The following is a 24,681-nucleotide window of genomic DNA, read 5'->3' as shown; positions in this document are numbered from 1 at the left end:
GTCAGGGCAGGCCTCGAGCGCTGTATGAGACGAATGGACGCATCATTGCGGCCTTCCCGTCGCCGTGAAGCGCCCCATGATTGGTCGGGTACGAAACGACGGATGACCAGAGCGAATGAAGCTGGGTAAACGGCCTTCCACAGGAGCGCATTCTCCTGTAATGCCGCCCCTAGTGTGAATGATACGAGAAAATTACCGTTGACGGCCTGACACGGCTGGAGACGGGCTCTATATTCCGCCGCCACCGGTGGGTAGTCCCGCCTTAATGACTGACTTGTATGGGGAAGCCATGCGATTCCTGACCGCACTTGCGCTCACTTGGACGACTTTCGCTGCCGGCGCGTTCGCTACGCCCGGTCAACCGACTGACGGGGGCCTCGGCTTTCAGCCGGCCGTGACGCCGATCATGGAACAGGTGACCTCGTTCCATAATATCCTGCTGGTGATCATCACCGCGATCACGCTGCTCGTGATGGGCCTGCTGATCTATGTGATGATCCGGTTCAACCGGAAGGCCAATCCGACGCCATCAAAGAACAGCCACAACACGCTGCTCGAAGTGGTGTGGACGGCTGTGCCGGTACTGATCCTGATCGGGATCGCCATCCCGTCCTTCCCGCTGCTCTACTTCCAGGATGATATCCCGGAAGCCGACTTCACGCTGAAGGCGACGGGCAACCAGTGGAACTGGTCCTATGAGTATCCCGACCATGAAGTCGCGGAATACTTCTCCAACATGGTCGAAGAGCCGGATCTCCAGCCGGGCCAGCTGCGCAACCTGTCGGTCGACTATCCGCTGGTCGTTCCGATCGACGCCACGGTCCGCCTCCAGGTGACCGCGTCGGACGTCATCCACAACTGGGCGATGCCGGCATTCGGGACCAAGATGGACGCCATTCCGGGCCGCATCAACGAAGCCTGGTTCCGGGCCGAGCAGGAAGGCGTCTACTACGGTCAGTGTTCTGAATTGTGTGGCCTGCGCCACGCCTTCATGCCGATCGAGGTTCACGTCGTTCCCCAGGATGTCTTCGACGCCTGGATCGCGGCAAAGGCCGAGAACGAGTATTCCGAGGCCGCTGACGCCATCATTGCTGAATATACCGCCGCGCGGGAAACGCGCCTGGCGCAACTCGACTAAGGATGGGTTGAATCATGTCTGCTGACGCTGCAACGCACGACGATCACACGCCGAGCATGTGGGACTGGCGCCGCTGGGTGCTGTCCACCAACCACAAGGACATCGGCACGATGTACCTGGTCTTCGCGATCTTCGCGGGGATTATCGGCGGTGGCCTGTCCGGCCTCATCCGCTGGGAGCTGATGGAGCCGGGTCTCCAGGTCTTCACCGGTGAGGACACCGGCTGGGGTGCCATTTTCGGCAATGCCCACAACTATAATGTCGTGACCACGATGCACGCCCTGATCATGATCTTCTTCATGGTCATGCCGGCGATGATCGGCGGCTTCGGCAACTGGTTCGTACCGCTCATGATCGGCGCGCCGGACATGGCTTTCCCGCGCATGAACAACATCTCTTTCTGGCTGCTGCCCTTCTCCTTTGCACTGGCCCTGATGTCGATGTTCGTACCGGGTGCCGGTGCCGATCTCGGCTTCGGCGGCGGCTGGGTGATGTACCCGCCGCTCGCGACCTCGGGACATAACGGCCCGGCCATGGATCTCCTGATCCTGTCGCTGCACATTGCCGGTGTCTCGTCGATCCTTGGCGCCATCAACTTCATCACCACGATCTTCAACATGCGGGCGCCGGGCATGACCCTGCACAAGATGCCGCTGTTCGTCTGGTCGGTTCTGGTGACCGTCTTCCTGCTGCTGCTCTCGCTTCCGGTTCTCGCCGGCGCGCTGACCATGCTGCTGACCGACCGCAACTTCGGTACCGCCTTCTTCGCACCGGAAGGTGGCGGTGACCCGGTCATGTACCAGCACCTGTTCTGGTTCTTCGGTCACCCGGAAGTCTACATCCTCATCCTGCCCGGTTTCGGCATCATCTCGCACGTCGTGTCGACCTTCTCGCGCAAGCCGATCTTCGGTTATCTCGGGATGGCCTATGCCATGGTCGCCATCGGCTTCATCGGCTTCATCGTGTGGGCTCACCACATGTACACCGTTGGCATGCCGGTTGACCTGAAGGCCTATTTCATCGCCGCCACGATGGTGATCGCGGTGCCGACCGGCATCAAGATCTTCTCCTGGATCGCGACGATGTGGGGCGGCTCGATCGAGTTCCGCACACCGATGCTGTGGGCGATCGGCTTCATCTTCCTGTTCACCGTTGGTGGTGTGACGGGCGTGGTGCTGGCCAATGCCGGCGTCGACCAGTCGCTGCACGACACCTACTACGTGGTGGCCCACTTCCACTACGTGCTGTCGCTCGGCGCCGTCTTCGCGATCTTTGCCGGCTGGTACTACTGGTTCGAGAAGATCTTCGGCGTGAAGTACAACTCCTTCCTCGCCCGCTCGCAGTTCTACACCTTCTTCATCGGTGCGAACGTGATCTTCTTCCCGCAGCACTTCCTGGGTCTCCAGGGCATGCCGCGCCGGTATGTCGACTATCCGGACGGTTTCGCCCTGTGGAACTACGTGTCCTCGGTCGGCTACCTGATCATGCTGGTGGGTATGGTCCTGTTCTTCGCGGTGCTGGTCGATGCGATCATCCGCCGTCGCAAGGGCGAGGCCAATCCGTGGGGCGAAGGTGCAACCACCCTCGAGTGGACGCTCTCCTCCCCGCCGCCCTTCCACCAGTTCTCGGAACTGCCGAAGATCAAATAGGATCAGATCTTGGACACAATCGTGACCCCAAGCGACCATCGCGCAGAGGGCGAGGCTGTTTCGACAGCCTCGCCCCGCGACTATTTTGACCTGATGAAACCGCGGGTGATGACGCTGGTCGTCTTCACCGCCTTCGCCGGTCTGATCGCCGCGCCCGTTGACGCCGATCCCTTCCTCGCCGTGATGTCGATTTTCTGCCTCGCCGTCGGGGCCGGAGCGGCCGGTGCGCTCAACATGGCCTATGACGCCGATATCGACGCGACCATGCAGCGCACGCGCAAGCGTCCGATCCCGCGCGGTGTGGTGTCGGTGGCCAATGCCTACGGTTTTGGTGTCGTGGCGGCGGTGCTGTCGGTCCTGCTGATGGCCCTGGCGAGCAATTATCTCGCGGCCGGCCTGCTGGCCTTCTCGATCTTCTTCTATGCGGTCATCTACACGATGATCCTCAAGCGCTCGACGCCGCAGAATATCGTCATTGGCGGTGCCGCCGGAGCCTTCCCGCCGATGATCGGCTGGGTCGCGGTGACCGGCGAGATCTCGCTCGATGCCGTCATCCTCTTCATGATCATCTTCCTGTGGACCCCGCCCCATTCCTGGGCGCTGGCGCTCTACAAGTCCGGCGATTACGAAGCGGCCAACATCCCGATGATGCCGGTCGCCAAGGGCGCCAAATCGACGCGGCTGCAAATCCTCATCTATTCGATCGTTCTGGTCGTCTTCGCCGGTGCGCCGGTGCTGACCGGGCTCGGCGGTGCGGTTTATGGCGCCACCTCGCTGGGTGGCGGTGCGCTCTTCCTGCTGCTGGCCTGGCGGGTCTTCCGCTCGCGCGCCGGTGAGGCCGGATCGGCCGAGGAGGGCGCGCTCTATGCCGTCCGCGCCGGTGACAAGGCCGCTCGCGACCTGTTCGCCTATTCGATCGGCTATCTGACGGTCCTTTTTGCCGCATTGATCATTGAGCATGCATTTGGTGCATATGTAGCCATTCCTGGAGTGAGCTGATGACAACCAAGCCTGATCTGATGAATGCCCGCGAAGGCCAGCCGACCGGTGAAAGCGTCAAGTTGACGCCGGAGCAGGAAGCGGCCCGCAAGAAGCGCAATGTCGTCATCGCGCTGTCACTGGTCGGCTTCATGTTCGCCGTCTTCGCGATCACCGTGGTCCGTCTCGGGCAGAATGTGGCGGGGGGCTAGATCATGATCCGTCTGCCCGCCAACAAGAATGCCCGTGTGGCCGGGATAGCCGCTCTTGGAGCGGTGGTGATGATCGGCGCAGCCTACGCTGCCGTGCCGCTGTATGATCTGTTCTGCCGGGTCACCGGCTATGGTGGCACGACGCAGGTCGCGGTTGGCGAAGCCGGTGCGATCCTTGACCGTGAAGTCACCGTCTATTTCGACGCCAACACCAACCGCAACCTGCCCTGGACCTTCGAGCCGGTGCAGCGCTCCATGACGGTGCGGATCGGTGAATCGGCGCTGGCCTATTACACGGCGACCAATAATTCCGACCAGCCGGTTACCGGCGTCGCGACCTATAATGTCGCGCCCTACAAGGTGGCGACCTATTTTTCGAAGCTGGAATGCTTCTGCTTCACCCAGCAGACGCTGCAACCGGGCGAGAGCATCGAGATGCCGGTCCTGTTCTTCGTCGATCCGCTGCTGGATGACGAGCCGCACTTGGATGATGTCACCGCCATCACCTTGTCCTATACGTTTTTTGAGTCCCAAGACGGGGGGTCGGCCAACACCGACGCCGCGCCTTAGCATTGAACCTTTCGGGTGTGCCGCGTATCACGGGCACACTTCGCTGATTTGAGATCGCAGGAGATTCGCGATGGCTGGGCATGCCGCTAAGCACGACTACCACCTGGTTGACCCGAGCCCGTGGCCGTTTGTGGGTTCGCTGGGTGCTTTCCTTCTGGCCATTGGCGCTGTTGGAAACATGGCTGGCCTTGTGGCCGCTGATCATCCGCTCGCCTTCATGTATGGCGACGGCTCCTTCGGCGGCCTGATCCTCGGCTTCCTCATCGTCATCTGGACGATGATCGGCTGGTGGGGCGACATGATCAAGGAATCCAAGCGCGGCGATCACACTGCCGTTGTCGATATCGGCATGCGCTATGGCATGATCCTGTTCATCGCTTCGGAAGTCATGTTCTTCGTGGCCTGGTTCTGGGCCTTCTTCGAATACGCCATCTTCCATGAGGTCCGCATTGACCCGGCGCTGGCCACCTGGCCGCCGGCTGGTGTCGAGACCTTCAATCCGTGGCACCTGCCCCTGATGAATACGCTCATCCTGCTGCTTTCGGGCACCACGGTGACCTGGGCCCACCACGCGCTGCAGCATGATGATCGCAAGGGGGCCATCATCGGCCTGATCTTCACGGTCGCCCTTGGCCTCGCCTTCACCAGCCTGCAGGTCATCGAGTATTCCCATGCGGAATTCGCGTTCTCGATGGCCGATGGTGGCAATCTCTACGGCGCGACCTTCTTCATGGCGACCGGCTTCCATGGCGCGCACGTTGTCATCGGCACGATCTTCCTCGCCGTCTGCCTGTTCCGCCTTCTGGCGGGCCAGATGAGCGCGAAGAAGCATTTCGGTCTCGAAGCGGCGGCCTGGTACTGGCACTTCGTTGACGTGGTCTGGCTCTTCCTGTTCGCCTTCGTCTACGTCGTCTATCAAGGCTGACGCATCACATGGATAAGCCCTCTCCGTTTTCGACCGGCGTCCAGGGACGCTGCCCGAAATGCGGGGAGGGCGCCATGTTTGACGGCCTTCTGAAAATTGCCCCGCGCTGCGATGTCTGCGGCGCCGATTTCGAAAGCGCCGATGTCGGTGACGGAGCCTCGGTCTTCGTGCTGTTCATCGTCGGTTTTCTGGCCATGGTCCTCTTCCTTCTGGTCGAGGCGGCCTTTCACCCGCCATGGTGGGTTCACGTGATCTTCCAGCTCCCCTTCGTGCCGGTCGCCTGCATCATGGCGCTGCGTCCGATAAAGGGCCTGCTGTTTGCCCTCCAGTTCCAGAACGACGCCCGGGAGGCGCGGCTGGACGATTGAGGCCGATCCTGTTGGTTCGGCCCCGCCCCAGGTTATGGACACCGTCCGCTATGCCCCGCTTCCAGCCGCTTCCGCTGCTCACCCTTTTCACCGCCGCAAGCCTCGTACTGCTGCTGGTGCTGGGCAGCTGGCAGATGCAGCGCATGGCGTGGAAGTCAGACCTGATCACCGCTTACGAGGCACGCGGTGAGGCGATCAGCTTTCGCGAGGGGATTTGTGTCCCGCATGAGGGACCCTTCTCTCCGCCCGTGACCGGGCCGGTTCCGCTGACCGGCGAGACGCTGCGGCTCTTTGCCATGCGCGATACCGGCGGCTGGATGCGGCTCGCGGTGATGCGGGCGCCGCCCTGCCAGCCCGGTGATCCTGAGCGCTATATCCTGGTCGAGACAGCCTTCGAGGATTTGCGCACCGGTGAGCAGGTCCCGGTCCGCCGCTGGCGCATCGAGACGCCGCCGGCTGCAGGTCTGTTCACGGCTGGCAACGATCCGGATACCAATGAGTGGTACAGTCATGATGGTGCGGCCATGGCGGTGGCGCTGGGCGTGTCTCCGGACGCGCTCCTGCCGGTCTGGGCGCGCTCGGATGACGGCATGCCGGCTTCGCTGAGCCGGACACCGCCCGCCAAGCATCTGGGCTATGCGCTGACCTGGTCTGGTCTGGCTCTGGCCCTGATCGGCGTGTATCTCGCCCTGCATGCCAGCCGGGGACGGCTGCGATTTTCATCGTCATCGGATGATGGCGACACGACCAAGAAGGCGGACTAGTATCCGCCCGGACACGGAGATGGAATTTGGCAGTCTGGCGCGAAACGTCCTGGGACGAGACCCTGACCGGTCAGGGCATAAGACTGCGGAGCCCGACGCTCTCCGACTATGAGGACTGGGCCAAGCTTCGCAGCGCCAGTCGCACCCATACCGAACCCTGGGAGCCGGCCTGGACCAGTGACGAGCTGTCCAAGGGCGCTTTCCGTCGCCGGATCGAGCGCTATCAGGCGGATCGTGACGCCGGGATGGGCTATCCCTTCTTCATCACCCGTGCCCGCGACGATGTCCTGCTCGGCGCCTGCAATCTCAACAATGTTCGCCGCGGCGTGCTGCAATCGGCGGATATCGGCTACTGGATAGGCTCGCCCTATGTCCGCAAGGGGCATACCCGCGCGGCCGTCCGCCGGGTCCTGGCCTTTGCCTTTGAGGAATTGCGCCTGCATCGCGTCGAAGCCGCCTGCCAGCCGACCAATACCGCCTCGGCCCAGCTGCTGGAATCGGTCGGTTTCGTCTATGAAGGTCAGTCCCGCGCTTTCCTCAACATTGCCGGTGAGTGGCGCGATCACAATCGCTTCGCCATTCTCGCCTCTGATCCGCGCACATGACGGCTTCCGGCTTCGAGCGCGGTGTCAGGGCCGCGGGCGCCATGGCGTTTGCCTGCGACCCTGGCCGCGGCCGTGTGCACCTGACCGGCGATACCGCCGCCTTCGGGCTCGAGGCGTCGGAGATGGACTGGCAAGCCTTCCTTGATCGTCTTGGCCCGGCTGACCAGACCCGGCTCGCCGCCGCCATCACCCAGGAGCAGGTGGATCTGCGCATTCGCCTGATCGGTGCCGATGGCAAGCTGGCCTATGTCCGTCTGCTCGGGCGGCGGGACGCGGACGGGCGTGTCGAGGGTTTGATGACACCCGCCGGCGCAACCCGCGACCTGGCAGGCCGGATCGGCGAGGAACACGCCCTGGCGAATGCCGTCGAGAGCGGTGAAGTGCTGGCCTGGTATCAACCGATCATTGCGCTCGACACGGGCCGCCTGGCCGGGTTCGAGGCCCTGGCGCGCTGGGACCGGCCGGGTGTCGGGGTTCTGGCACCGGATGATTTCCTGGTGATGGCGAGCGAACTCGACCTGCTCAACCGGATCAGCACGACCGTGCGCGGCCATGCAACCACCGACCTGTCCTCCTGGCGCGTGGCCCACCCTGCCGCGTCGGAGATTTTCGTGTCCGCCAATGCAACGGTGAGTGAGCTCGTCGACCCGGATTTCGTGACCGGTCTCCTCGCATCTGTTTCGGATGCGAAGCTTCCGCCGGGCGCGTTCAAGCTGGAGATTGCCGAGACCGAGATCATGCATGACCCGGATCCGGCGGCTGCGGCGATGCAGCGTTTGGCTGCCGGCGGGGTCGCTCTGGCGCTCGATGATTTCGGGACCGGTTATTCCTCGCTGGCGCGGCTCGACATGCTGCCCTTCGACGTGGTCAAGATTGACCGCTATTTCGTGCGGGCCATGGCCGGCGACGAGAGCGCGGGCACGGTGGTCAAATCGGTCATCCAGCTGGCCACGCATTTCGGCATGAAGGTTGTCGCCGAGGGCGTCGAGAATGCGGCCTCGGCCGACCGTCTGGCCGCGATGGGCTGCCAGTATGCGCAGGGTTATCGCTATGCCGGCGCCTTGCCCCCAAACCTTGCCGAACAGGCCGTCATCAACGGCATCGAGGGTCGATTCGGGCCACCCGGTCCGGCCTGATCCGGACTAGCTCCCGGCGCGCTCGCGCAGGCGTTTCAGCGTGCCGGAGAAATTCAGGCAGGGTATGCCGTCGGCGGTGATCACGCCGCGCACGAAGATCAGTGAGCCACCGGCCCGCAGGGTTTCGCCGCGCGCTTCCATCAGTGCACCTTCTCTGGCACCGGCCAGAAATTCCGAGGTGAACGCCACGGTGATGCCATAGCCGGACGGCTTCAGCGCCTCATGGGCAATCCCGAACAGCGCAAAATCGGCAAAGCTCATCAGGCAGCCGCCATGCACCGAGCCCATCCCGTTGAGGTGTTTGCGCTCGAGCCGGAAGGCCATCTCCGGCCCCTCGGCGCCATCGCGCATGTAGAAGGGACCGGCGGTCTGTTCGAACGGATCATCGGGCCAGATGCGCCAGCCGGCGAACTCGCCGGTTTCAACGATGTGGGGAGCCATGGGCAGTGTCCGGGATTGCGTCGGTCAGGCGTGACCGGAAAGGGCGGAGAGGTGTTCGGGCGTGACGCCGAGCAGATCGAGTGCGCAGGCCCATTTGTCCGCATCATCGGTGTCGAAGACAAGGGCTTCATCCATCTCGGCTACCAGCCAGGCATTGGCTGCCAGCTCACTCTCGAGCTGCCCGGCGCCCCAGCCGGCATAACCCAGGGCCAGCAGGCTGCGCTGCGGCGGTGCTGGCGAGGCCATGGCTTCCAGCACGTCCTGGGTGGCGGTCAGCCCGATGTGCGCACTGACCGGCAGGGTGGTGCTGTCCCGCTCATAATCGCGGGTGTGCAGCACAAAGCCCCGCTCCGGCTCGACCGGACCGCCGACGAGCACCGCGCGGTCGGGCACAGGGCCGCCGCCGTCAATCTCCAGCTGCCCGAACAGCTCGGGCAGGCGCAGCCCCTCAACGGGCTTGTTCACAATGATCCCCATGGCGTGTTCGGGGCTGTGATCGCAAATCAGGATGACGGCCCGGTCAAAGCGGGGGTCGCCAATGCCCGGCGTTGCAATCAAAAGCTTGCCGCCAAGGAAGGTCTCGTCCACATCTGTCGTGCTCGCAGGGGCCATGGCTGACATGTTCCCTCCAAAAGAGGGATGCGTCCAGTCGGGTTCCCGCTATCTTGCCGTGCGGATACCCGCCAATACTGACCTACAGGAGAAATGCCACATGACCATCTCGGTCGGAGATCGCCTTCCCGCAGCCACTTTCATGACCATGACGGCTGACGGACCGAACAAGTTGAGCACGGATGACGTGTTCGCTGGCAAGACCGTTGCCCTCTTTGCCGTCCCCGGCGCGTTTACGCCGACCTGCTCGGCCAAGCACCTGCCGGGCTTCATCGAGAAGGCCGCCGACATCAAGGCCAAGGGCGTCGATACGATCGCCTGCCTGTCGGTCAATGATGTCTTCGTCATGGATGCCTGGGCCAAGTCCCAGAATGCCGGCGACGAGGTTGTCATGCTGGCGGACGGGAATGGCGAGTTTGCCAAGGCCGTCGGCCTCGAAATGGACGGTACGGGCTTCGGCATGGGCGTGCGTGCCCAGCGCTTCTCGATCCTCGTCAAGGATGGCGTTGTTGCCGAACTGAATGTCGAGGCTCCGGGTGAGTTCAAGGTGTCCTCGGCCGACCATATTCTCGGTCAGCTCTAGGCACGACCGGTTCACCCGCTGCGGGTGAACCCAACAAGCAAGAAGGAGGGTCCGCATGGACTTCGGATTAATCGGAATTGGCGTCCTGTTCATCCTGGCGCTGTTTGTCATCGGTTCGGTGATCAAGACAGTGCCGCAGGGCAAGGAATTCACCGTCGAGCGCTTCGGGCGCTTCACGCGGACCCTCAAACCCGGTCTTCACTTCCTGGTGCCGTTCATCGACAATGTCGGCTACAAGATGAACATGCGCGAGCGCGTGCTCGACGTGCCGAACCAGAATGTGATCACCAAGGACAACGCCACCGTTTCGGTGGATGCGGTGGTCTTCATCCAGGTTCTCGATGCGCCGCGTGCGGCCTACGAGGTCGACAATCTCGACTTCGCCATCATCAACCTGTCGCTGACCAATGTGCGGACCGTGATCGGCTCGATGGATCTCGACGAGACGCTGTCCAAGCGTGACGAGATCAATGCCCGTCTCCTGAGCGTGATCGATGCGGCGACCAATGCCTGGGGCGTGAAGCTGACCCGGATCGAGATCCGCGACCTGTCGCCGCCGGTTGATATCACCGAGGCCATGGCCCGGCAGATGAAGGCCGAGCGCCTGAAGCGCGCCGAGATCCTGGAAGCGGAAGGGGCCAAGCAGTCGGCCATCCTGCGCGCCGAAGGTGAAAAGGAAGCCGCCATCCGCGAGGCCGAGGGCCGCAAGGAAAGTGCCTTCCTCGACGCTGAAGCCCGTGAACGTGAAGCCGAGGCCGAAGCCCGGGCAACGCAAATGGTCTCCGACGCCATCGCCAAGGGTGATGTCTCCGCGATCAACTACTTCCTCGGCCAGAAATACATCGAGGCCTTCGGCAAGCTGGCGACCAGCGAGCAACAGCGCACGGTCATCATCCCGGCCGAGTTCTCCAACATCCTGTCAACGATCACGGGTGTCGGTGAGCTGGGCAAGGCGGCCCACAATGCCGTCTCCGAAGCCACTCGCAAGGCGTAGGTCAAAACGGTCGAAAAGGAGGTCTCATGATGGATATGCTGCTGTCGGTCTTTGACCGCATGAATCTCTGGGCCTGGTGGGCGATCGCCGGCGTGATCCTGATCGCCGAGGTGCTCACCGGCACGACCCTGCTGCTCTGGCCCGCCGCGGCCGCCTTCCTGACCGGCTTCGTCGCGCTGGAAGTGCTGGGCGTGAGCTGGCCGGTCCAGCTGGCCGTCTTCGCCATCCTGTCCTTCGTCCTGCTCTGGGTCGGCGACCGCTGGGTGCGTCCGGCCATGCTGGCGGGCAATGCCAGCGGGCTGAATGATCGTTCCGCCCGCATGATCGGCCAGAAGGTCACGGTCGTCGCCGACTTCGCGTCCGGTCGTGGCCGGGTCAAATATGGCGATAGCGAATGGGCCGCGGAGACGACCGACGGGACCAATCCCGTCGCCGGTTCCACGCTCGCCGTCCAGGCCATCACCGGCGTCGTGCTGAATGTTTCTTCGTAGGTGAATGATCAGAACGGACCCTGCTCATATCTAATGACAGGGTTCGTTCAAATTTTAGCGGTCCGGGAAATCACGTGGCAATTTGATCCGCCTAGATCCTCACTCGCATTCGCAACCAACAACGCCTGAGTGAGCGCCATGAAAAAACAACTCCTCTCCGCCCTTGTCTGTCTGTCTGCCGTAATGGCCCCGATTGCCCTGAGCGCACCCGCCGCCGCAAACAACGGCCCGGCGCGCGAAGCCGTCGAGCAGGTGGCTCCGGAATACCCGCGTGGCGCCGAGCGCCGCGGTATCGAAGGTACTGTTCGCATTGCGTATTCTGTTGATGCGGACGGTCATGTGGTCAATGCCGAAGTGGTCGACGCAACGCCGGCCGGTGTCTTCGATCGCGCGGCCCTGGCGGCCATCGAAGCCTGGCGTTACGCGCCGGCCTCGGCCCAGACTGACGGCCATTCCCGCGAGCTGGAATTCCGTCTGAACGACTAGCGTTCCGGCCGGTCAGCCGCTTCCTGTCCTTTCGGCTGATCGCCTCTCAAGGCCGCGACGGAAACGTCGCGGCCTTTTTGATGGGCGTATCCGGCACGGCAGCGTTAAACCCTTTGCAAGCATGTCGATGAATTCTGTCACCTGGATGATGCCTGCCCATTCTGGCAGAGCGGTCCGTGCGGGATTCCGGAATGGCGAGTAGACGCGAACATCAACGACTGACGGCGCTACGCTCGCTCGATCTGCTCGATACACCGCCTGAAGAAGCCTTCGATTCGCTCACCGATCTGGCGGCGACGCTGTTACGGACACGGATGGCGGCCGTATCGCTGATTGATGCCGACCGGCAATGGTTCAAGTCGAACATCAATATTCCCGCCGCCGAGACGCCCCGGGATGTCGCCTTTTGTGACCACGCCATTCGCGGTCCCGACGTTTTCTTCATTCCCGATGCGCTCGCGGATCCACGCTTTGCCGACAATCCCCTGGTCACCGGCCCGCCCAATATCCGCGGCTATGCGGGCATTCCGCTTCGGGAACCGGGCGGCGAGACCATCGGCACGCTGTGCGTGATCCACGACCAGCCTCTGGACCTGTCGGGGCATGACCTCACCCAGTTGCGCGCCCTGGGGCGGGTTGCAGAGGAACGGATCGCGGAACGGGCACGACGCAATGAGACGGAGATGTCGAACCGGATTCTGGCGGCAATGTCGAATATCCAGAGCCAGTTTATCGATGACCGAAGCGAAGACACGCGAGTGTCTTTTGACTCGCTACTCGAGAGCGTGCTGGATCTCACGCGCAGTGAGTACGGCTTTATCGGCGAGGTCATTGATGATCACACCGGGCGCTATCTGAGAACCTGGGCGATAACCAATATCGCTTGGGATGACGAGACACGCCAGATCTACGAGGCCAGCTTTTCCCGGGGCATGGAATTCCGCAATCTCGATACCCTGTTCGGACAGACCATCCGGACCGGGGAAATGGTGCTCACCGACAGCCCGGCCGGGCATCCGGCCGCGGCAGGCACGCCGAAAGGCCATCCGCCTCTCAAGACCTATGCCGGTCTGCCCCTTTACAGTCATGGCGAGTTCGTCGCCATGCTGGGCATCGCCAATCGCCCGGACGGATATGCGGAAGCGGATATCCACCGTCTCCGGCCCCTGCTGCAATCGATCAGTGACCTGATCTACGCCTATCGCATGAGCCGCACGCGGGACCGGCTTCTGGGCCGGCTGGAAGCGGTCACGGAACTGGGCCGGATCGGGAGCTGGGAAGTCGATCTGGGCAGCGGGCTGGCCGATTGGGATGAGACCACGCGGAAAATCCATGAAGTCGAGCCGGATTTCGTGGCCAGCATTGAAGAGGGGATCGATTTCTACGCCCCGGAAGTGCGCGAGGAACTCAGCGCGGCCATCGAGCACTCGATCGAGAGCGGCTCGAGCTGGGATCTCGAATTGCCCTTCATCACCGCCAAGGGCAACCGGCGCTGGGTGCGCGCCGTCGGCAAGCCGGTCGCGGAAAACGGAACGGTTGTCCGCCTTCTGGGCTCGTTTCAGGACATCACCGAGCGTCGGGCGCGGGAAGCGAAGCTGCGGGAGGTTTCCACCCGTCTCGCCATGACCCTGGAAACCTCGTCGATCGGTGGCTGGGAGTACTGTCAGGACGCGGAATCGGTGGATTGGGACGAGACGACCCGGGCGCTTTATGGCTATCCGCTCGACCGGGAGATGCCATCGGTCGCCGAATTCGGGGCCCGCATCCACCCCGATGATCGCAAGCGTGTCCTTGGCAGTGTGGCCAAGGCCTTTGCCGATTTCGGCGAGATTTCCGAGGAATTCAGGTTTCGAGCCTGGAATGATCGCGAGCTGCATTTGCGGTCCTACGGGCGGGTTCTCACACGCCTTGATGCCCCGCCCGTCCTGACCGGCTTCAACTATGACATCACCTCGGATGTCGAGACTGCGCGTGAGCTCGATCGACGCCGCGAGGAGGCCGAGGCAGCCAACCTGGCGAAGTCCCAATTCCTGGCCAATATGAGCCATGAGATCCGCACGCCGCTCAATGGCGTGCTCGGCATGGCGCAACTGCTGCGCCTGACATCGCTTGACGAGACCCAGTCGCGTTATGTCGATACCCTCGAGGCCTCGGGCGATGCGCTGCTCGACCTGATCGAGGATGTGCTGGACATCGCCAAGATCGAATCCGGCCTCGTCGAGCTGCGCGAGGATGCCTTTGGTCTTGATGACCTGTTGTCCGAGGTGAAGGCCATTCTGGGGCCGGCCATCGAGGGCAAGGGGCTCACGCTGTCGCTGGACCGCGCGTCGGGTTTGCCGGAGCGCCTGGTCGGCGATCAGAAGCGGACCCGTCAGGTCCTGATCAACATGGTCGGTAATGCGACCAAGTTTACCGAGAGCGGATCGATCGGGGTTCGCGTCACGCCCGGCGTCGATGACCGGGTCCGGTTCGAGGTTTCCGACACCGGGCCGGGCATCCCGGCCGATCAGCTGGAGCGCGTGTTCGAGCGCTTCGCCCAGGTCGACGACTCGTCGACGCGAAAGCATGGCGGCACCGGGCTCGGTCTGGCCATCTGCCGCGAAATTGTCGCGATGGCCGGTGGCACGATCGGGGTCGAGAGCGAGTTTGGCTCGGGCAGCTGTTTCTGGTTCGAAATCCCGTTCAAGGCGGACCGGGCCGCGTCCACTGCCGGCGCGGAATCAGAGGGTCCGGCATCGTCTGCCTCGACATCGGCCGCGGGCCGGGTCCTCGTCGTCGATGATGTTGCAACCAACCAGCTCGTCGCCGCGGCCTTTGTCCGCAGCGCCGGCTATGACGTCGTCCTGGCGGAGAACGGGCAGGCCGCGCTCGACCAGCTCGCCGCAGGCTCGTTCGATGTCGTCCTGATGGATATGCAAATGCCGGTCATGTCGGGTGAGGAGGCCATCCGCCGGGTCCGTGCATCCGGAAAACCCTACCAGTCCGTGCCGATCTTTGCCGTGACAGCCGATGCGACATCGGGCGCCCGGTCGCGCTATCTCGACAGCGGGGCGAATGGCTATCTGTCCAAGCCGCTCGATCGTGACGCCGTCCTCGGGGCGCTGGCCAGTGTGATCGGAGCTCCGGCCTAGCGGCCGCGCGCTTCGGCAAGGCCTTCGCGGGCCAGCTCGTCGGCGCGTTCATTACCCGGATCACCGGCATGGCCCTTGACCCAGCGCCACTCGATCGTGTGCTGCGCCGTCAGCGTCTCGAGTGCCTGCCAGAGGTCGACATTCTTGACCGGCTTCTTGTCGGCGGTTTTCCAGCCACGCCGTTTCCAGCCATGGATCCATTTGGTGATCCCGTCGCGCAGATAGACGCTGTCGGTGATCAGGATGACCGAGCGATCCGATTTCCGGATTGCTTCGAGGGCGCGGATCGCGGCCAGCATTTCCATCCGGTTATTGGTCGTGTCCGGCTCGCCGCCCTTGAGCTCCTTGCGGTGCCCGTTCCATTCGAGGATGGCGCCCCAGCCGCCCGGGCCCGGATTGCCGGAACAGGCGCCGTCGGTGTGGATGGTGATCGTGCTCACAACGGGTACTTCTTTTCCATGTCGTCGAGGCCGGCCCGGATCAGCTCTTCGAGAACCGACAGGTCGATGTCCGCCAGCTTGTTGATGTAGAGACAGGACTTCCCGAGCTTGTGCTTGCCGAGCCAGGACAGCGTGTCGCTGTAGTCCGCATAGCCCGGCAGGATGTAGACCACCATGCTGGTCTTGCGCGGAGAGAAGCCGGTGCGCAGGAAATCTCCCTCGCGGCCGCTCTCATAGCGATAGTGGTATTCCCCGAAGCCGATCATGGACGGCCCCCACATCTTCGCCTCCCAGCCGGTGATCCGCGACATCAGCGCGAGCAGGGTGCGGGCGTCCTCGCGGCGGACCGGATGCTCGACCGTTTCGATGAAGTCTGCCGGGCTGACCGGGGTCGGCTGGGTCTTGTTGGCGGCCATGCTGTGTCTCGGCTAGGCCACGATGCGCGGCAGCTTGAAGACAACATCTTCGTCGGTCACCCGGATATCTTCAAGGGCCACCTCGTAACGGGCGCGGAAGGCATCAACGAGGCCCTCGACCAGGTCTTCCGGAGCCGAGGCGCCGGCGGTGATGCCGACGGTCCGGATCGGGCCGAGCCTGTCCCAGTCCACGTCGTCTGCGCAGGAGACGAGGGCGGCATGCGGCGCGCCGGCGCGCTGGGCGACCTCGACCAGGCGGACCGAGTTGGATGAGTTGGGCGAGCCGATCACGAAGACCACATCGCTGCGCGGCGCCATCGCCTTGACGGCGGCCTGGCGGTTGGTGGTCGCATAGCAGATGTCTTCCTTGTGCGGCGACTTCATGTTCGGGAAGCGTGCCTGCAGGGCGTCGACGATGGCCGAGGTGTCATCGACCGAGAGCGTGGTCTGGGTCACGAAGGCGATGCGTTGCGGATCCTTGGGTTCAAAGCGGGCCGCGTCCTCGACCGTCTCGACCAGGCGGATGGCGCCGTCCGGCAATTGTCCCATCGTACCGACGACTTCCGGGTGACCGGCATGGCCGATCAGGATGATCTCGTCGCCATTGGCGAAATGACGCTCTGCCTCGACATGGACCTTGGAGACCAGCGGGCAGGTGGCGTCGACATAGATCATCTCGCGGCGTTGTGCTTCGGCGGGCACGGCCTTGGCCACGCCATGCGCCGAGAACACCACCGGGCGGTCGGTCGGACACTCATCGAGTTCCTCGACAAAGACCGCGCCGAGCGCTTCCAGACGCTCCACCACGTGCCGGTTGTGGACGATCTCGTGGCGGACATAGACCGGCGCACCGAAGCGCTCGATCGCGCGCTCGACAATCTGGATGGCCCGGTCGACACCGGCGCAGAAACCGCGCGGTGCAGCGCGCAGGATGGTCAGCGGGGGGCGGGGGGTGGCAGTCACGCTCATCTCTCCTTCAGCGATGGCGTTGCGGAAGCGGCATCTCCATCGTATGACCGTCCTAACAAAGAGCCCGGTCCCAAGCCAGCGGCCGGGTCTGTTTCCAGGACAGGTAGTACACAATGTCGTTCAAATCCGCGTCGTTCAAATCCGTGCGCTCTCTTGCCGCTGTCGCCGCCCTGGCCGGTCTGCTGTCCTCCTGCCAGAGCGTGCAGCAAGTGTTTGCGGACCCGGTCCCCAATATCGGCCCGTGCCCGTCCGCCATGTCGTTGTATGACGCGCACCGTCTTGTCGAGCTGCGCGCCGGCGAAGTCGCCTACGAGAATATCGGCTTCACCGGTGAGGTGCTGGCTGTGCGCTCGCTGTGCAGCTATTACGGCGAGCGCCCGATCCTTGCCAATCTGGAAATCGATTTCGGCTTTGGCCGCGGCCCGGCCGCCGAGGGCAGTGAGCGGACCTATGAGTATTTCGTCGCCGTCACCCGCCGCGACATGGCCGTGATGGCCAAGGAGGTCTACCCGATCCGCGTGCGCTTTGCGCCTGACCAGGATCGCGTCTTCCTGACCGAGACCATCGACGCGATCTCCATCCCGCGCGCCAATGAGGGAACCTCGGGCGTCAATTTCGAGATCCTCGTCGGCTTTGAGCTGACGCCGGAACAGATCGCCTTCAACCGCTCCGGCCAGCGTTTCCGCGTGGCAGCCGGCCAGGACTAGACACATGCCCTCGATTGCCGATCAGCTCAGCACTGTGCTGGGCGACGCGTTTGCTTCCCTCGAGCTTCCGCGCGAACTGGGCCGTGTGACCCCGTCCAAGCAGAATCCGGAAGTCTTCCCCTTCCAGTGCAATGGTGCCATGCCGGCGGCCAAGCAGGCGAAGACCAATCCGCGCGAGCTGGCGACCAAGCTGATCGAGAGCCTGCACGGTCTGCCGCAGATCGGCGCGGCCGAGATCGCCGGCCCCGGCTTCATCAATCTGCGTCCGGCCGAGTATCTCTATGCCGAGCGCGCCGCCGAGATCGCGGCCGATGACCGTGCCGGCGCACCGGTCACGGACGCCCCGAAGACGGTGATGATCGATTTCGGCGGGCCGAATGTCGCCAAGCCGATGCATGTCGGACACCTGCGGTCCTCGGTCCTGGGTGACAGCCTGCAGCGGCTCTTCCGCTTCCGTGGCGACACGGTGGTCTCCGATATCCATCTTGGCGACTGGGGCCTGCAGATGGGCCATCTGATCACCGAATTGCGCGAGGAACAGCCGGGTCTCGTCTATTTCGATGCCGACCACAAAGGCGACTATCCGTCGGAGCCGCCGGTCGATATCGAGGATCTGGCGCGCCTATACCCGCAGGCCTCCGGCAAGGCCAAGGCCGATCCGGCCCGCCTCGAGCTGTCGCGCGCCGCAACGGCCGAGCTGCAAGCCGGCCGCGCCGGCTATCGGGCCCTGCTGCGTCACTTCATCGAGGTCTCGGTCGCCGCGCTGAAACGCGATTTCGGGGCGCTGGGGGTGCATTTTGACCTGTGGAAGGGTGAGAGCGATGTCGATCCGCTCATTCCCGGTCTGGTCGAGGACTTCAAGGCGCGCGGCGTCGCCGAGCAGAGCGAGGGTGCCTGGGTCGTGCGTGTGGCCCGCGAGGGCGACAAGAAGGAGCTGGCCCCGCTGATCCTGGTGACGTCGGGCGGGGCCTCGCTCTATGGCACGACGGATCTGGCCACCATTCTCGACCGCAAGCAGTCGGTCGGCCCGGATCTGACGCTCTATGTCGTCGATCTGGCGCAGTCGGACCATTTCGAACAAGTCTTCCGCGCTGCCGAGAAGGCCGGCCTGGCGGCCGAGGGCGCGCTGGAGCATGTGAAATTCGGCACCGTCAACGGCAAGGACGGCAAGCGCCTGCGCACCCGCGATGGTGGTACCTTCCGTCTCGCCGACCTGATCTCCAGCGCCATCGAGCGCGCCGATGAACGCCTCAAGGAGGCGGGTCTCGCCGCCGATGTCGGCGCTGACGAGCATGACCGCGTCGCCCGCATGGTCGGCCTGGCGGCGATCAAGTTCGCTGATCTGCAGAATTACCGGACCACGAACTACGTCTTCGACCTGGACCGTTTCACCAGCTTTGAAGGCAAGACCGGTCCTTATCTCCTCTATGCCGCCGTGCGCGTGAAATCGCTCATGCGCCGGGCCGAAGAGGCCGGGGTAAAGCCGGGCAAGATCCTTGTCGAGGCAACCGAGGAGCGCGATCTCGTGCTCTGTCTCGACGCCTTCGGTGCCGCGCTCGACCATGCGGTCGAGAACCGGGCGCCCAACGCGATCTGTGACCACGCTTTCACGCTCGCCCAGGCCTTCTCCAAATTCTACGCGGCCTGCCCGGTCCTGGTCGCCGAGGACGACGCCGTGAAAGCCTCCCGCTTGGCGCTGGCGCAAGCGACCCTGAAGCAGCTTGAACTGTGTCTGCACCTCGTCGGGCTCGAGGCACCAGAGCGGATGTAGGGCTGTCCCCTGTTCGGGGGAGGGCAAAAGGCTCGGCTTCCGCTAATCTCGATTCGCAGACCGAGGAGCCCCGCCATGATTGCCAGCCTTATCGCCAGTGTTCTTGCCGTTTCGTCGACCGAGTTCTCGAACGATCCGGAACAGCATTCGGTCTGGATGCAGCAGGCCTGCCGGATCCAGCAGGTCGGCTATGGCGGCGGTGAGCCCGACGATTATACCGCGTTCTGCGTCTGCTTTGATGACAGCCTGCGCGAGCAGACCAGTCCGGCCGTTTATCGGGCCTTCGCGCTGGGCTCGCAGGGCGCCATCCGCGAGCAGGGGATGATCGAGGACTGGGAAGCGGCGCGGGATGCGGCGGCCAGCGAGGCCGGGGCGATGGATCCCGCCATCCAGGCGCAATTCACCTCCTATCTCCAGACGGCGCTCACAGGCTGTGTCTCGCTGGCCTATCCAAGCGAGTAAAATCGCGATTTCACGGTCGCGCGACATTGACTCCGGGCCGCGGAATCATACAGTCCGGCTCAATCGTGAAACCCGCATGAAACCGGGCGAAACGGGACCTATCTCCCCGCGGGAGAGACCGGCGAATATGCCGGCGCCGAAGGCGCAACCGCCCCGGAAACGCTCAGGCCAAGGGACCGCGGACGAGTAAAACGCTGGAAAGTGGGTGAGGGATCAGTCTCTTGCCCCACCGACGGAGCAAGTGCGGCTGGTCCCGATCGGGGGACATGACGGCTCGCACGGAATCTCTCAGGTTCTCGGGACAGCGGGGGCGATCAGCTTGCAAGCCTTTAAGGGGTTTGCAGGATCGCACCCTTGCAAGGACCCGACATGACCGAAACGCTTCACAAGACCCCGCTTCACGCCCTCCATGTCGAGCTTGGCGGCAAGATGGTGCCGTTCGCCGGCTATGACATGCCGGTCCAGTATCCGCTCGGCATCATGGGCGAGCACAAGCATTGCCGCGAGCAGGCCGGCCTGTTCGACGTCTCCCACATGGGCCAGGCGCGCTATGTCGGCGATGAGGGCGCGCTCGAAGCGCTGCTGACCTGTGACCTCTCCGAGATCGGCGCCGGCGAGCAGAAATACACCCTCCTTCCCAATGAGCGCGGCGGCATTCGCGACGACCTGATGGTCTCGCGCCCGGACGGCGAGGGTGTCTATCTGGTCGTCAATGCGGCTACCAAGGACGCTGATTTCGCCCATATCGAGGCCGCGACGGCCGGCAAGGGCACACTGACCCGCATCCCCGAGCGCGCGCTGCTGGCGCTGCAGGGGCCGGCGGCCAAGGACGTCATGGCCCGGCTCTGCCCGGACGCCTGCAAGATGGTCTTCATGCAATGCGGCGAGTTCACGCTGGACGGCACTGAGGTTCTGATCTCGCGCTCCGGCTATACCGGCGAGGACGGGTTCGAGATTTCCATTCCCGAGGCCGATGCCGAGCGTATTGCGCGCCTCCTGCTGGCGCAGAACGAGGTCGAGGCCATCGGCCTGGGCGCCCGCGACAGCCTGCGCCTGGAGGCCGGTCTCTGCCTTTATGGTCATGACATGGACGAAAACCGCACGGCGGTTGAGGCCTCCCTGATCTGGGCCCTGGCCAAGTCACGACGCGAGCGCGCCGACTTCCCCGGTGCCGACGTGATCGCCAAGCAGATCGAAGAGAAGACCTGCCAGAAGCGGGTCGGCCTGACGCTCACCGGCGCTCCGGCCCGCGAAGGCGCCGAGATCGCCGACAAGTCCGGCAATATCATCGGCATCGTGACCTCCGGCGGCTTCGGTCCGACCGTGAATGGTCCGGTGGCGATGGGCTATGTGAATCGCGATTTCATGGCGCCGGGCACCGAGGTCGACATCCTCGTGCGCGGCAAGCCGCGCGTCGCCACCATCACCAAATTGCCGTTCGTTCCGGCGAATTTCTATCGGGGCTGAAGCCCGATATCCTTTCCAGGGGCAGGAGAAAACCCATGACCACACGCTACACCGAAGACCATGAGTGGATCACCGTCGATGGCGACATCGCCACGGTCGGCATTACCGGCTTCGCCGCCAACCAGCTCGGCGATGTCGTCTTCGTCGAACTGCCGGAAGTCGGCAAGGCCGTGAGCAAGGGCGACGAGTTCGCTGTCGTCGAGTCGGTCAAGGCCGCCTCGGAAGTCTATGCCCCGGTCGATGGCGAGATCACCGCCATCAATGACGCCCTCGAAGGCGAGCCGGCCACCGTCAATGAAGACCCGTCCGGCGCCGGCTGGTTCGTCAAGATCAAGCTCTCCGACGCGTCCCAGCTCGACGGCCTGATGGACGAAGCCGCCTATAACGCCCACACCGCATAAAAGGCGAGACCTGATGCGATACCTCCCCCACACAGATACTGACCGGAAGGCCATGCTCGATGCGATCGGCGTGGCCTCCATCGATGACCTGTTCACCGATGTGCCGGAAGCGGCGCGGCTGGATGGCCTGATCGATCTGCCGACCCGGCAGACCGAGCTGCAGGTCGAACGCACCCTGTCGGCCATGGCCTCGCGCAATATCGCCGCCAGCCATGCGCCGTTCTTTGTGGGGGCGGGCGCTTACAAGCACCACGTCCCGGCGACCGTGGATCATTTGATCCAGCGCTCGGAATTCCTGACCGCCTATACGCCCTACCAGCCGGAGATCTCGCAGGGGACCTTGCAGACCCTGTTTGAATTCCAGACCCAGGTGGCGCTCCTGACCGGCATGGATGTGGCCAATGCCTCCATGTATGACGGCTCCACGGCCTGCGCCGAGGCGGTCATGATGGCAGCCCGCGTCACGCGCCGGAACAAGGCCGTCATGGCCGGTTCGGTTCACCCGCATTATGTCGAGGCGTCGAGGACGCTGGCCAAGTATTCCGACGTCGAGATCACCGTCACCGATGCAGCGCCCGCCGATCTGGACGCCGTGATCGCCGAGATCGACGACACCACCTCCTGCGTGGTCATCCAGACGCCGGACATTTTCGGCCGCCTGCATGATCTGCGCGAAGTCTCGCGGATTGCCCACGAGAAGGGCGCCCTGGTCATTGCTGTCTTCACGGAAGCGGTCTCGCTCGGCCTGGTCGAGGCACCCGGTCACATGGGTGCCGACATTGCCGTCGGTGAGGGCCAGTCGATCGGCGTTGGCCTCAACTTCGGTGGTCCCTATGTCGGCCTGTTCGCCTGCAAGGATGATCGCCGCTTCATCCGCCAGATGCCGGGCCGCCTGGCCGGGGAAACCGTCGATGCCGACGGTCGCCGCGGTTTCGTGCTGACCCTGTCGACCCGCGAGCAGCATATCCGCCGCGACAAGGCGACCTCGAACATCTGCACCAATTCCGGTCTGTGTGCGCTGGCCTGGACCATCCACATGACGCTGCTGGGCGAGAAGGGGCTGACCACGCTGGCCCGTCTCAACCACGAGACCGCCTGCGAGCTGGCCGACGCGCTGTCGGGTGTGCCGGGTGTCGAGATCGTCAACGAGACCTTCTTCAACGAGTTCACCCTGCTGCTGTCGCGTCCGGCGGCGGATGTGGTCGACGATCTCGCCAAGGTCGGCGTGCTGGGCGGTGTCCCCGCCAGCCGCCTCTATCCGGGGCGCTTCGAGAATTATCTGATCGTCGCCGCGACCGAAACCAATACGCCGGAAGACATCGCCGTCTTCGCGAAAGCTCTGGCTGGAGTGCTGTAAGATGGGCATGAACACACAAGGACGTCCGACCCGCATGGCCGCGACCATCGCCGCCGACAACATGGCGACCGGTGGTTATGCCGACACCATCTCCGGCAGCCGCGGTCTGGACCAGGCCGAACCACTGATCTTCGAGCGCGGCGGTCTGGATCGCTGCGGGGTTGACCTGCCGGAGCCCAAAGGCAGCGCAACCCGTCTTGGCGGGCTTGAGCGCAAGGCCGAAATCGGTCTGCCCGGCCTCGCCGAACCGGAGACCATGCGCCATTACGTGCGTCTGTCGCGCAAGAATTACGCGATCGATCTGGGTCTCTACCCGCTCGGTTCGTGCACGATGAAGCACAATCCGCGTCTCAACGAGAAAATGGCCCGCCTTCCGGGCTTCGCCGATGTGCACCCGCTGCAGCCGGTCGCGACCGTTCAGGGCGCCTACCAGCTGATGGGTGAACTGGCTCACTGGCTGATGACGCTGACCAACATGCCGGCCGTGGCGATGTCGCCGAAAGCCGGTGCGCATGGCGAGTTCTGCGGCATGATGGCGATCCGCGCCAAGCTCGATGCCGACGGCGAGACCGGCCGTCGCCGTGTCCTCGTTCCGGAAAGCGCCCACGGTACCAATCCGGCAACCGCCGTGCAGTGTGGCTTCACGGTCGACGAGATCCCGGCCGACAAGACCGGCCGCGTCGACATGGAGGCCTTTAAGGCCAAGCTCGGTGATGATGTCGCCGGCATCATGCTGACCAATCCCAACACGTGTGGCCTGTTCGAGCGGGATATCCGCGAGATCGCCGACCTGATCCACGAAGCGGGCGGCTATTTCTACTGCGACGGCGCCAATTTCAACGCCATTGTCGGCCGGGTCCGCCCGGGCGATCTCGGCGTCGACGCCATGCACATCAACCTGCACAAGACCTTCTCCACCCCGCATGGCGGTGGTGGCCCCGGTTCCGGTCCGACGGTCCTGTCCGAGGCGCTCGCGCCGCACGCCCCGGTTCCCTACGTCGTGCAGACCGAGAAGGGTGGCTGGGACCTCGTTGAGAACATGGACGATGCCGAGGGCGATCCCTTCGGTCGCATGGCAGCCTTCCATGGCCAGATGGGCATGTTCACCCGCGCGCTCACCTACATGATGAGCCATGGTTCGGACGGTCTGCGCCAGGTCGCCGAGGATGCCGTGCTCAACGCCAACTACATCCAGGCCCGTCTCAAGCACGTCATGACGACGGCCTATGACGGCACCTGCATGCACGAGGCGCTGTTTGATGACCGCTTCCTCAAGGACACCGGCGTGACCACGCTCGATTTCGCCAAGGCGATGATCGACGAGGGCTATCACCCGATGACCATGTATTTCCCGCTGGTCGTTCACGGTGCCATGCTGATCGAGCCGACCGAGACCGAATCGATGAGCGGTCTTGATCGCTTTATCGAGGTGCTCGAAGCGCTCGCGCTGGCCGCCAAGGCTGGCGACAAGGACCGCTTCCTCGCGGCCCCCGTCCACGCGCCGACCACGCGGCTCGACGAGACTCGTGCGGCGCGCCAGCCGGTTCTGCGCTGGACCCCGCCGGTCGAGACCGTCGAAGCGGCGGAATAGTGACATCACGCTGATCC

Annotated in this window: 27 protein-coding genes and 2 riboswitches; of the genes, 22 read left to right on the top strand and 5 right to left on the bottom strand. The window is 63.8% G+C overall.

The genetic code is table 11. The features are described from left to right. Positions 1-289 precede the first annotated feature (289 nt). The 10 genes from coxB to AAA969_RS11170 all read left to right on the top strand — a co-directional run bounded on the left by coxB (position 290) and on the right by AAA969_RS11170 (position 8,345). Positions 290-1,138, top strand: a complete 849-nt coding sequence (coxB, locus tag AAA969_RS11215) for a cytochrome c oxidase subunit II (protein WP_338246148.1) — start codon at positions 290-292, stop codon at positions 1,136-1,138. Between the two features lie 14 nt (positions 1,139-1,152). After that, positions 1,153-2,787 (top strand): cytochrome c oxidase subunit I, encoded by a 1,635-nt coding sequence (gene ctaD / locus AAA969_RS11210; RefSeq protein ID WP_338246147.1) that lies wholly within the window; start codon positions 1,153-1,155, stop codon positions 2,785-2,787. A gap of 9 nt (positions 2,788-2,796) precedes the next feature. Next, positions 2,797-3,786 carry a heme o synthase gene (locus AAA969_RS11205; protein ID WP_338246146.1) on the top strand — a complete coding sequence of 330 codons (990 nt, stop codon included), beginning with the start codon at positions 2,797-2,799 and terminating at the stop codon, positions 3,784-3,786. After that, entirely contained in the window at positions 3,786-3,977 is a 192-nt protein-coding gene (locus AAA969_RS11200) for a protoheme IX farnesyltransferase (RefSeq protein ID WP_338246145.1), read from the top strand. Before AAA969_RS11205 ends, AAA969_RS11200 begins: the two co-directional genes overlap by 1 nt. A gap of 3 nt (positions 3,978-3,980) precedes the next feature. Continuing rightward, on the top strand, positions 3,981-4,547 hold the full coding sequence (locus tag AAA969_RS11195; protein ID WP_338246144.1) for a cytochrome c oxidase assembly protein: 567 nt from the start codon (positions 3,981-3,983) through the stop codon (positions 4,545-4,547). Positions 4,548-4,617: 70 nt separating this feature from the next. Continuing rightward, positions 4,618-5,472 (top strand): cytochrome c oxidase subunit 3, encoded by an 855-nt coding sequence (locus AAA969_RS11190; RefSeq protein ID WP_338246143.1) that lies wholly within the window; start codon positions 4,618-4,620, stop codon positions 5,470-5,472. 74 nt (positions 5,473-5,546) lie between these two features. Further along, a complete protein-coding gene (locus AAA969_RS11185; RefSeq protein ID WP_338246142.1) occupies positions 5,547-5,840 on the top strand; it encodes a DUF983 domain-containing protein in 294 nt (97 codons plus the stop codon). Between the two features lie 50 nt (positions 5,841-5,890). Further along, positions 5,891-6,604, top strand: a complete 714-nt coding sequence (locus AAA969_RS11180; RefSeq protein WP_338246141.1) for an SURF1 family protein — start codon at positions 5,891-5,893, stop codon at positions 6,602-6,604. A 26-nt stretch (positions 6,605-6,630) separates the two neighbouring features. Beyond that, entirely contained in the window at positions 6,631-7,209 is a 579-nt protein-coding gene (locus AAA969_RS11175; RefSeq protein WP_338246140.1) for a GNAT family N-acetyltransferase, read from the top strand. Continuing rightward, a complete protein-coding gene (locus AAA969_RS11170) occupies positions 7,206-8,345 on the top strand; it encodes an EAL domain-containing protein (RefSeq protein ID WP_338246139.1) in 1,140 nt (379 codons plus the stop codon). The genes AAA969_RS11175 and AAA969_RS11170 overlap by 4 nt, the downstream gene beginning before the upstream one ends. Before the next feature lie 6 nt (positions 8,346-8,351). Here AAA969_RS11170 and AAA969_RS11165 read toward each other — a convergent pair whose 3' ends face one another. Both AAA969_RS11165 and AAA969_RS11160 read right to left on the bottom strand, forming a co-directional pair. Further along, complete coding sequence (locus AAA969_RS11165) at positions 8,352-8,786, bottom strand: PaaI family thioesterase (RefSeq protein ID WP_338246138.1); 435 nt, start codon at positions 8,784-8,786, stop codon at positions 8,352-8,354. A gap of 24 nt (positions 8,787-8,810) precedes the next feature. Then, positions 8,811-9,398, bottom strand: a complete 588-nt coding sequence (locus AAA969_RS11160; protein ID WP_425325054.1) for a YqgE/AlgH family protein — start codon at positions 9,396-9,398, stop codon at positions 8,811-8,813. A 100-nt stretch (positions 9,399-9,498) separates the two neighbouring features. Here AAA969_RS11160 and AAA969_RS11155 point away from each other — a divergent pair, with 100 nt between their 5' ends. The 5 genes from AAA969_RS11155 (at position 9,499) to AAA969_RS11135 (ending at position 15,083) form a co-directional block, all read left to right on the top strand. Then, positions 9,499-9,981, top strand: a complete 483-nt coding sequence (locus AAA969_RS11155) for a peroxiredoxin (protein ID WP_047158818.1) — start codon at positions 9,499-9,501, stop codon at positions 9,979-9,981. A gap of 55 nt (positions 9,982-10,036) precedes the next feature. After that, positions 10,037-10,975, top strand: coding sequence for an SPFH domain-containing protein (locus AAA969_RS11150; protein ID WP_338246136.1), 939 nt, complete (start codon positions 10,037-10,039; stop codon positions 10,973-10,975). Between the two features lie 26 nt (positions 10,976-11,001). After that, positions 11,002-11,466: an NfeD family protein gene (locus AAA969_RS11145; RefSeq protein ID WP_338246135.1), complete on the top strand. Its 465-nt coding sequence runs from the start codon at positions 11,002-11,004 to the stop codon at positions 11,464-11,466. A 138-nt stretch (positions 11,467-11,604) separates the two neighbouring features. Further along, positions 11,605-11,952, top strand: a complete 348-nt coding sequence (locus AAA969_RS11140; RefSeq protein WP_338246134.1) for an energy transducer TonB — start codon at positions 11,605-11,607, stop codon at positions 11,950-11,952. 191 nt (positions 11,953-12,143) lie between these two features. Next, entirely contained in the window at positions 12,144-15,083 is a 2,940-nt protein-coding gene (locus tag AAA969_RS11135; RefSeq protein ID WP_338246133.1) for an ATP-binding protein, read from the top strand. Here the strand turns inward: AAA969_RS11135 and rnhA are convergent. The 3 genes from rnhA to ispH are packed head-to-tail and all read right to left on the bottom strand — an operon-like array spanning position 15,080 to position 16,908. Further along, complete coding sequence (rnhA, locus tag AAA969_RS11130; RefSeq protein ID WP_338246132.1) at positions 15,080-15,523, bottom strand: ribonuclease HI; 444 nt, start codon at positions 15,521-15,523, stop codon at positions 15,080-15,082. The two genes, AAA969_RS11135 and rnhA, sit on opposite strands and share 4 nt — an antisense overlap. Then, on the bottom strand, positions 15,520-15,939 hold the full coding sequence (locus tag AAA969_RS11125; RefSeq protein WP_338246131.1) for a DUF1801 domain-containing protein: 420 nt from the start codon (positions 15,937-15,939) through the stop codon (positions 15,520-15,522). The genes rnhA and AAA969_RS11125 overlap by 4 nt, the downstream gene beginning before the upstream one ends. 12 nt (positions 15,940-15,951) lie before the next feature. Beyond that, positions 15,952-16,908, bottom strand: coding sequence for a 4-hydroxy-3-methylbut-2-enyl diphosphate reductase (gene ispH, locus AAA969_RS11120; RefSeq protein WP_338246130.1), 957 nt, complete (start codon positions 16,906-16,908; stop codon positions 15,952-15,954). 113 nt (positions 16,909-17,021) lie between these two features. On the opposite strand from ispH, the gene AAA969_RS11115 reads away from it, so the two are divergent. From AAA969_RS11115 to gcvPB, 7 genes are all read left to right on the top strand, one after another. Beyond that, the gene (locus AAA969_RS11115) at positions 17,022-17,615 is read left to right on the top strand and encodes a hypothetical protein (RefSeq protein ID WP_338246129.1); all 594 of its coding nucleotides are present in this window, start codon (positions 17,022-17,024) and stop codon (positions 17,613-17,615) included. A 4-nt stretch (positions 17,616-17,619) separates the two neighbouring features. Continuing rightward, a complete protein-coding gene (gene argS / locus AAA969_RS11110; RefSeq protein ID WP_338246128.1) occupies positions 17,620-19,386 on the top strand; it encodes an arginine--tRNA ligase in 1,767 nt (588 codons plus the stop codon). 75 nt (positions 19,387-19,461) lie between these two features. Continuing rightward, positions 19,462-19,848 (top strand): hypothetical protein, encoded by a 387-nt coding sequence (locus AAA969_RS11105; RefSeq protein WP_338246127.1) that lies wholly within the window; start codon positions 19,462-19,464, stop codon positions 19,846-19,848. A 99-nt stretch (positions 19,849-19,947) separates the two neighbouring features. Then, a riboswitch (glycine riboswitch) is annotated at positions 19,948-20,037 on the top strand. Positions 20,038-20,040: 3 nt separating this feature from the next. Further along, positions 20,041-20,155, top strand: a riboswitch (glycine riboswitch). Between the two features lie 62 nt (positions 20,156-20,217). Then, positions 20,218-21,315, top strand: a complete 1,098-nt coding sequence (gcvT, locus tag AAA969_RS11100; protein ID WP_338246126.1) for a glycine cleavage system aminomethyltransferase GcvT — start codon at positions 20,218-20,220, stop codon at positions 21,313-21,315. A 35-nt stretch (positions 21,316-21,350) separates the two neighbouring features. Further along, positions 21,351-21,716 (top strand): glycine cleavage system protein GcvH, encoded by a 366-nt coding sequence (gene gcvH / locus AAA969_RS11095; protein ID WP_338246125.1) that lies wholly within the window; start codon positions 21,351-21,353, stop codon positions 21,714-21,716. Between the two features lie 13 nt (positions 21,717-21,729). Then, positions 21,730-23,073 (top strand): aminomethyl-transferring glycine dehydrogenase subunit GcvPA, encoded by a 1,344-nt coding sequence (gene gcvPA / locus AAA969_RS11090; protein WP_338246124.1) that lies wholly within the window; start codon positions 21,730-21,732, stop codon positions 23,071-23,073. Between the two features lies 1 nt (position 23,074). Further along, positions 23,075-24,664, top strand: coding sequence for an aminomethyl-transferring glycine dehydrogenase subunit GcvPB (gcvPB, locus tag AAA969_RS11085; protein WP_425325001.1), 1,590 nt, complete (start codon positions 23,075-23,077; stop codon positions 24,662-24,664). The last annotated feature ends 17 nt before the right edge of the window (positions 24,665-24,681 follow it).

The organism is Maricaulis maris (assembly GCF_036322705.1).
GTDB classification, from domain to species: domain Bacteria; phylum Pseudomonadota; class Alphaproteobacteria; order Caulobacterales; family Maricaulaceae; genus Maricaulis; species Maricaulis maris_B.
Note: the sequence above shows the minus strand (reverse complement) of the source record. Positions and strands in the feature narration are given on the sequence as shown.

Coding starts and splice junctions, on each gene's coding strand:
- coxB (WP_338246148.1), top strand. CDS start 290: ATGCGATTCCTGACCGCACTTGCGCTCACTTGGACGACTTTCGCTGCC.
- ctaD (WP_338246147.1), top strand. CDS start 1,153: ATGTCTGCTGACGCTGCAACGCACGACGATCACACGCCGAGCATGTGG.
- AAA969_RS11200 (WP_338246145.1), top strand. CDS start 3,786: ATGACAACCAAGCCTGATCTGATGAATGCCCGCGAAGGCCAGCCGACC.
- AAA969_RS11195 (WP_338246144.1), top strand. CDS start 3,981: ATGATCCGTCTGCCCGCCAACAAGAATGCCCGTGTGGCCGGGATAGCC.
- AAA969_RS11190 (WP_338246143.1), top strand. CDS start 4,618: ATGGCTGGGCATGCCGCTAAGCACGACTACCACCTGGTTGACCCGAGC.
- AAA969_RS11185 (WP_338246142.1), top strand. CDS start 5,547: ATGTTTGACGGCCTTCTGAAAATTGCCCCGCGCTGCGATGTCTGCGGC.
- AAA969_RS11180 (WP_338246141.1), top strand. CDS start 5,891: ATGCCCCGCTTCCAGCCGCTTCCGCTGCTCACCCTTTTCACCGCCGCA.
- AAA969_RS11170 (WP_338246139.1), top strand. CDS start 7,206: ATGACGGCTTCCGGCTTCGAGCGCGGTGTCAGGGCCGCGGGCGCCATG.
- AAA969_RS11165 (WP_338246138.1), bottom strand. CDS start 8,786: ATGGCTCCCCACATCGTTGAAACCGGCGAGTTCGCCGGCTGGCGCATC.
- AAA969_RS11160 (WP_425325054.1), bottom strand. CDS start 9,398: ATGGCCCCTGCGAGCACGACAGATGTGGACGAGACCTTCCTTGGCGGC.
- AAA969_RS11155 (WP_047158818.1), top strand. CDS start 9,499: ATGACCATCTCGGTCGGAGATCGCCTTCCCGCAGCCACTTTCATGACC.
- AAA969_RS11150 (WP_338246136.1), top strand. CDS start 10,037: ATGGACTTCGGATTAATCGGAATTGGCGTCCTGTTCATCCTGGCGCTG.
- AAA969_RS11145 (WP_338246135.1), top strand. CDS start 11,002: ATGATGGATATGCTGCTGTCGGTCTTTGACCGCATGAATCTCTGGGCC.
- AAA969_RS11140 (WP_338246134.1), top strand. CDS start 11,605: ATGAAAAAACAACTCCTCTCCGCCCTTGTCTGTCTGTCTGCCGTAATG.
- AAA969_RS11135 (WP_338246133.1), top strand. CDS start 12,144: ATGGCGAGTAGACGCGAACATCAACGACTGACGGCGCTACGCTCGCTC.
- AAA969_RS11125 (WP_338246131.1), bottom strand. CDS start 15,939: ATGGCCGCCAACAAGACCCAGCCGACCCCGGTCAGCCCGGCAGACTTC.
- ispH (WP_338246130.1), bottom strand. CDS start 16,908: ATGAGCGTGACTGCCACCCCCCGCCCCCCGCTGACCATCCTGCGCGCT.
- AAA969_RS11115 (WP_338246129.1), top strand. CDS start 17,022: ATGTCGTTCAAATCCGCGTCGTTCAAATCCGTGCGCTCTCTTGCCGCT.
- argS (WP_338246128.1), top strand. CDS start 17,620: ATGCCCTCGATTGCCGATCAGCTCAGCACTGTGCTGGGCGACGCGTTT.
- AAA969_RS11105 (WP_338246127.1), top strand. CDS start 19,462: ATGATTGCCAGCCTTATCGCCAGTGTTCTTGCCGTTTCGTCGACCGAG.
- gcvT (WP_338246126.1), top strand. CDS start 20,218: ATGACCGAAACGCTTCACAAGACCCCGCTTCACGCCCTCCATGTCGAG.
- gcvH (WP_338246125.1), top strand. CDS start 21,351: ATGACCACACGCTACACCGAAGACCATGAGTGGATCACCGTCGATGGC.
- gcvPA (WP_338246124.1), top strand. CDS start 21,730: ATGCGATACCTCCCCCACACAGATACTGACCGGAAGGCCATGCTCGAT.
- gcvPB (WP_425325001.1), top strand. CDS start 23,075: ATGGGCATGAACACACAAGGACGTCCGACCCGCATGGCCGCGACCATC.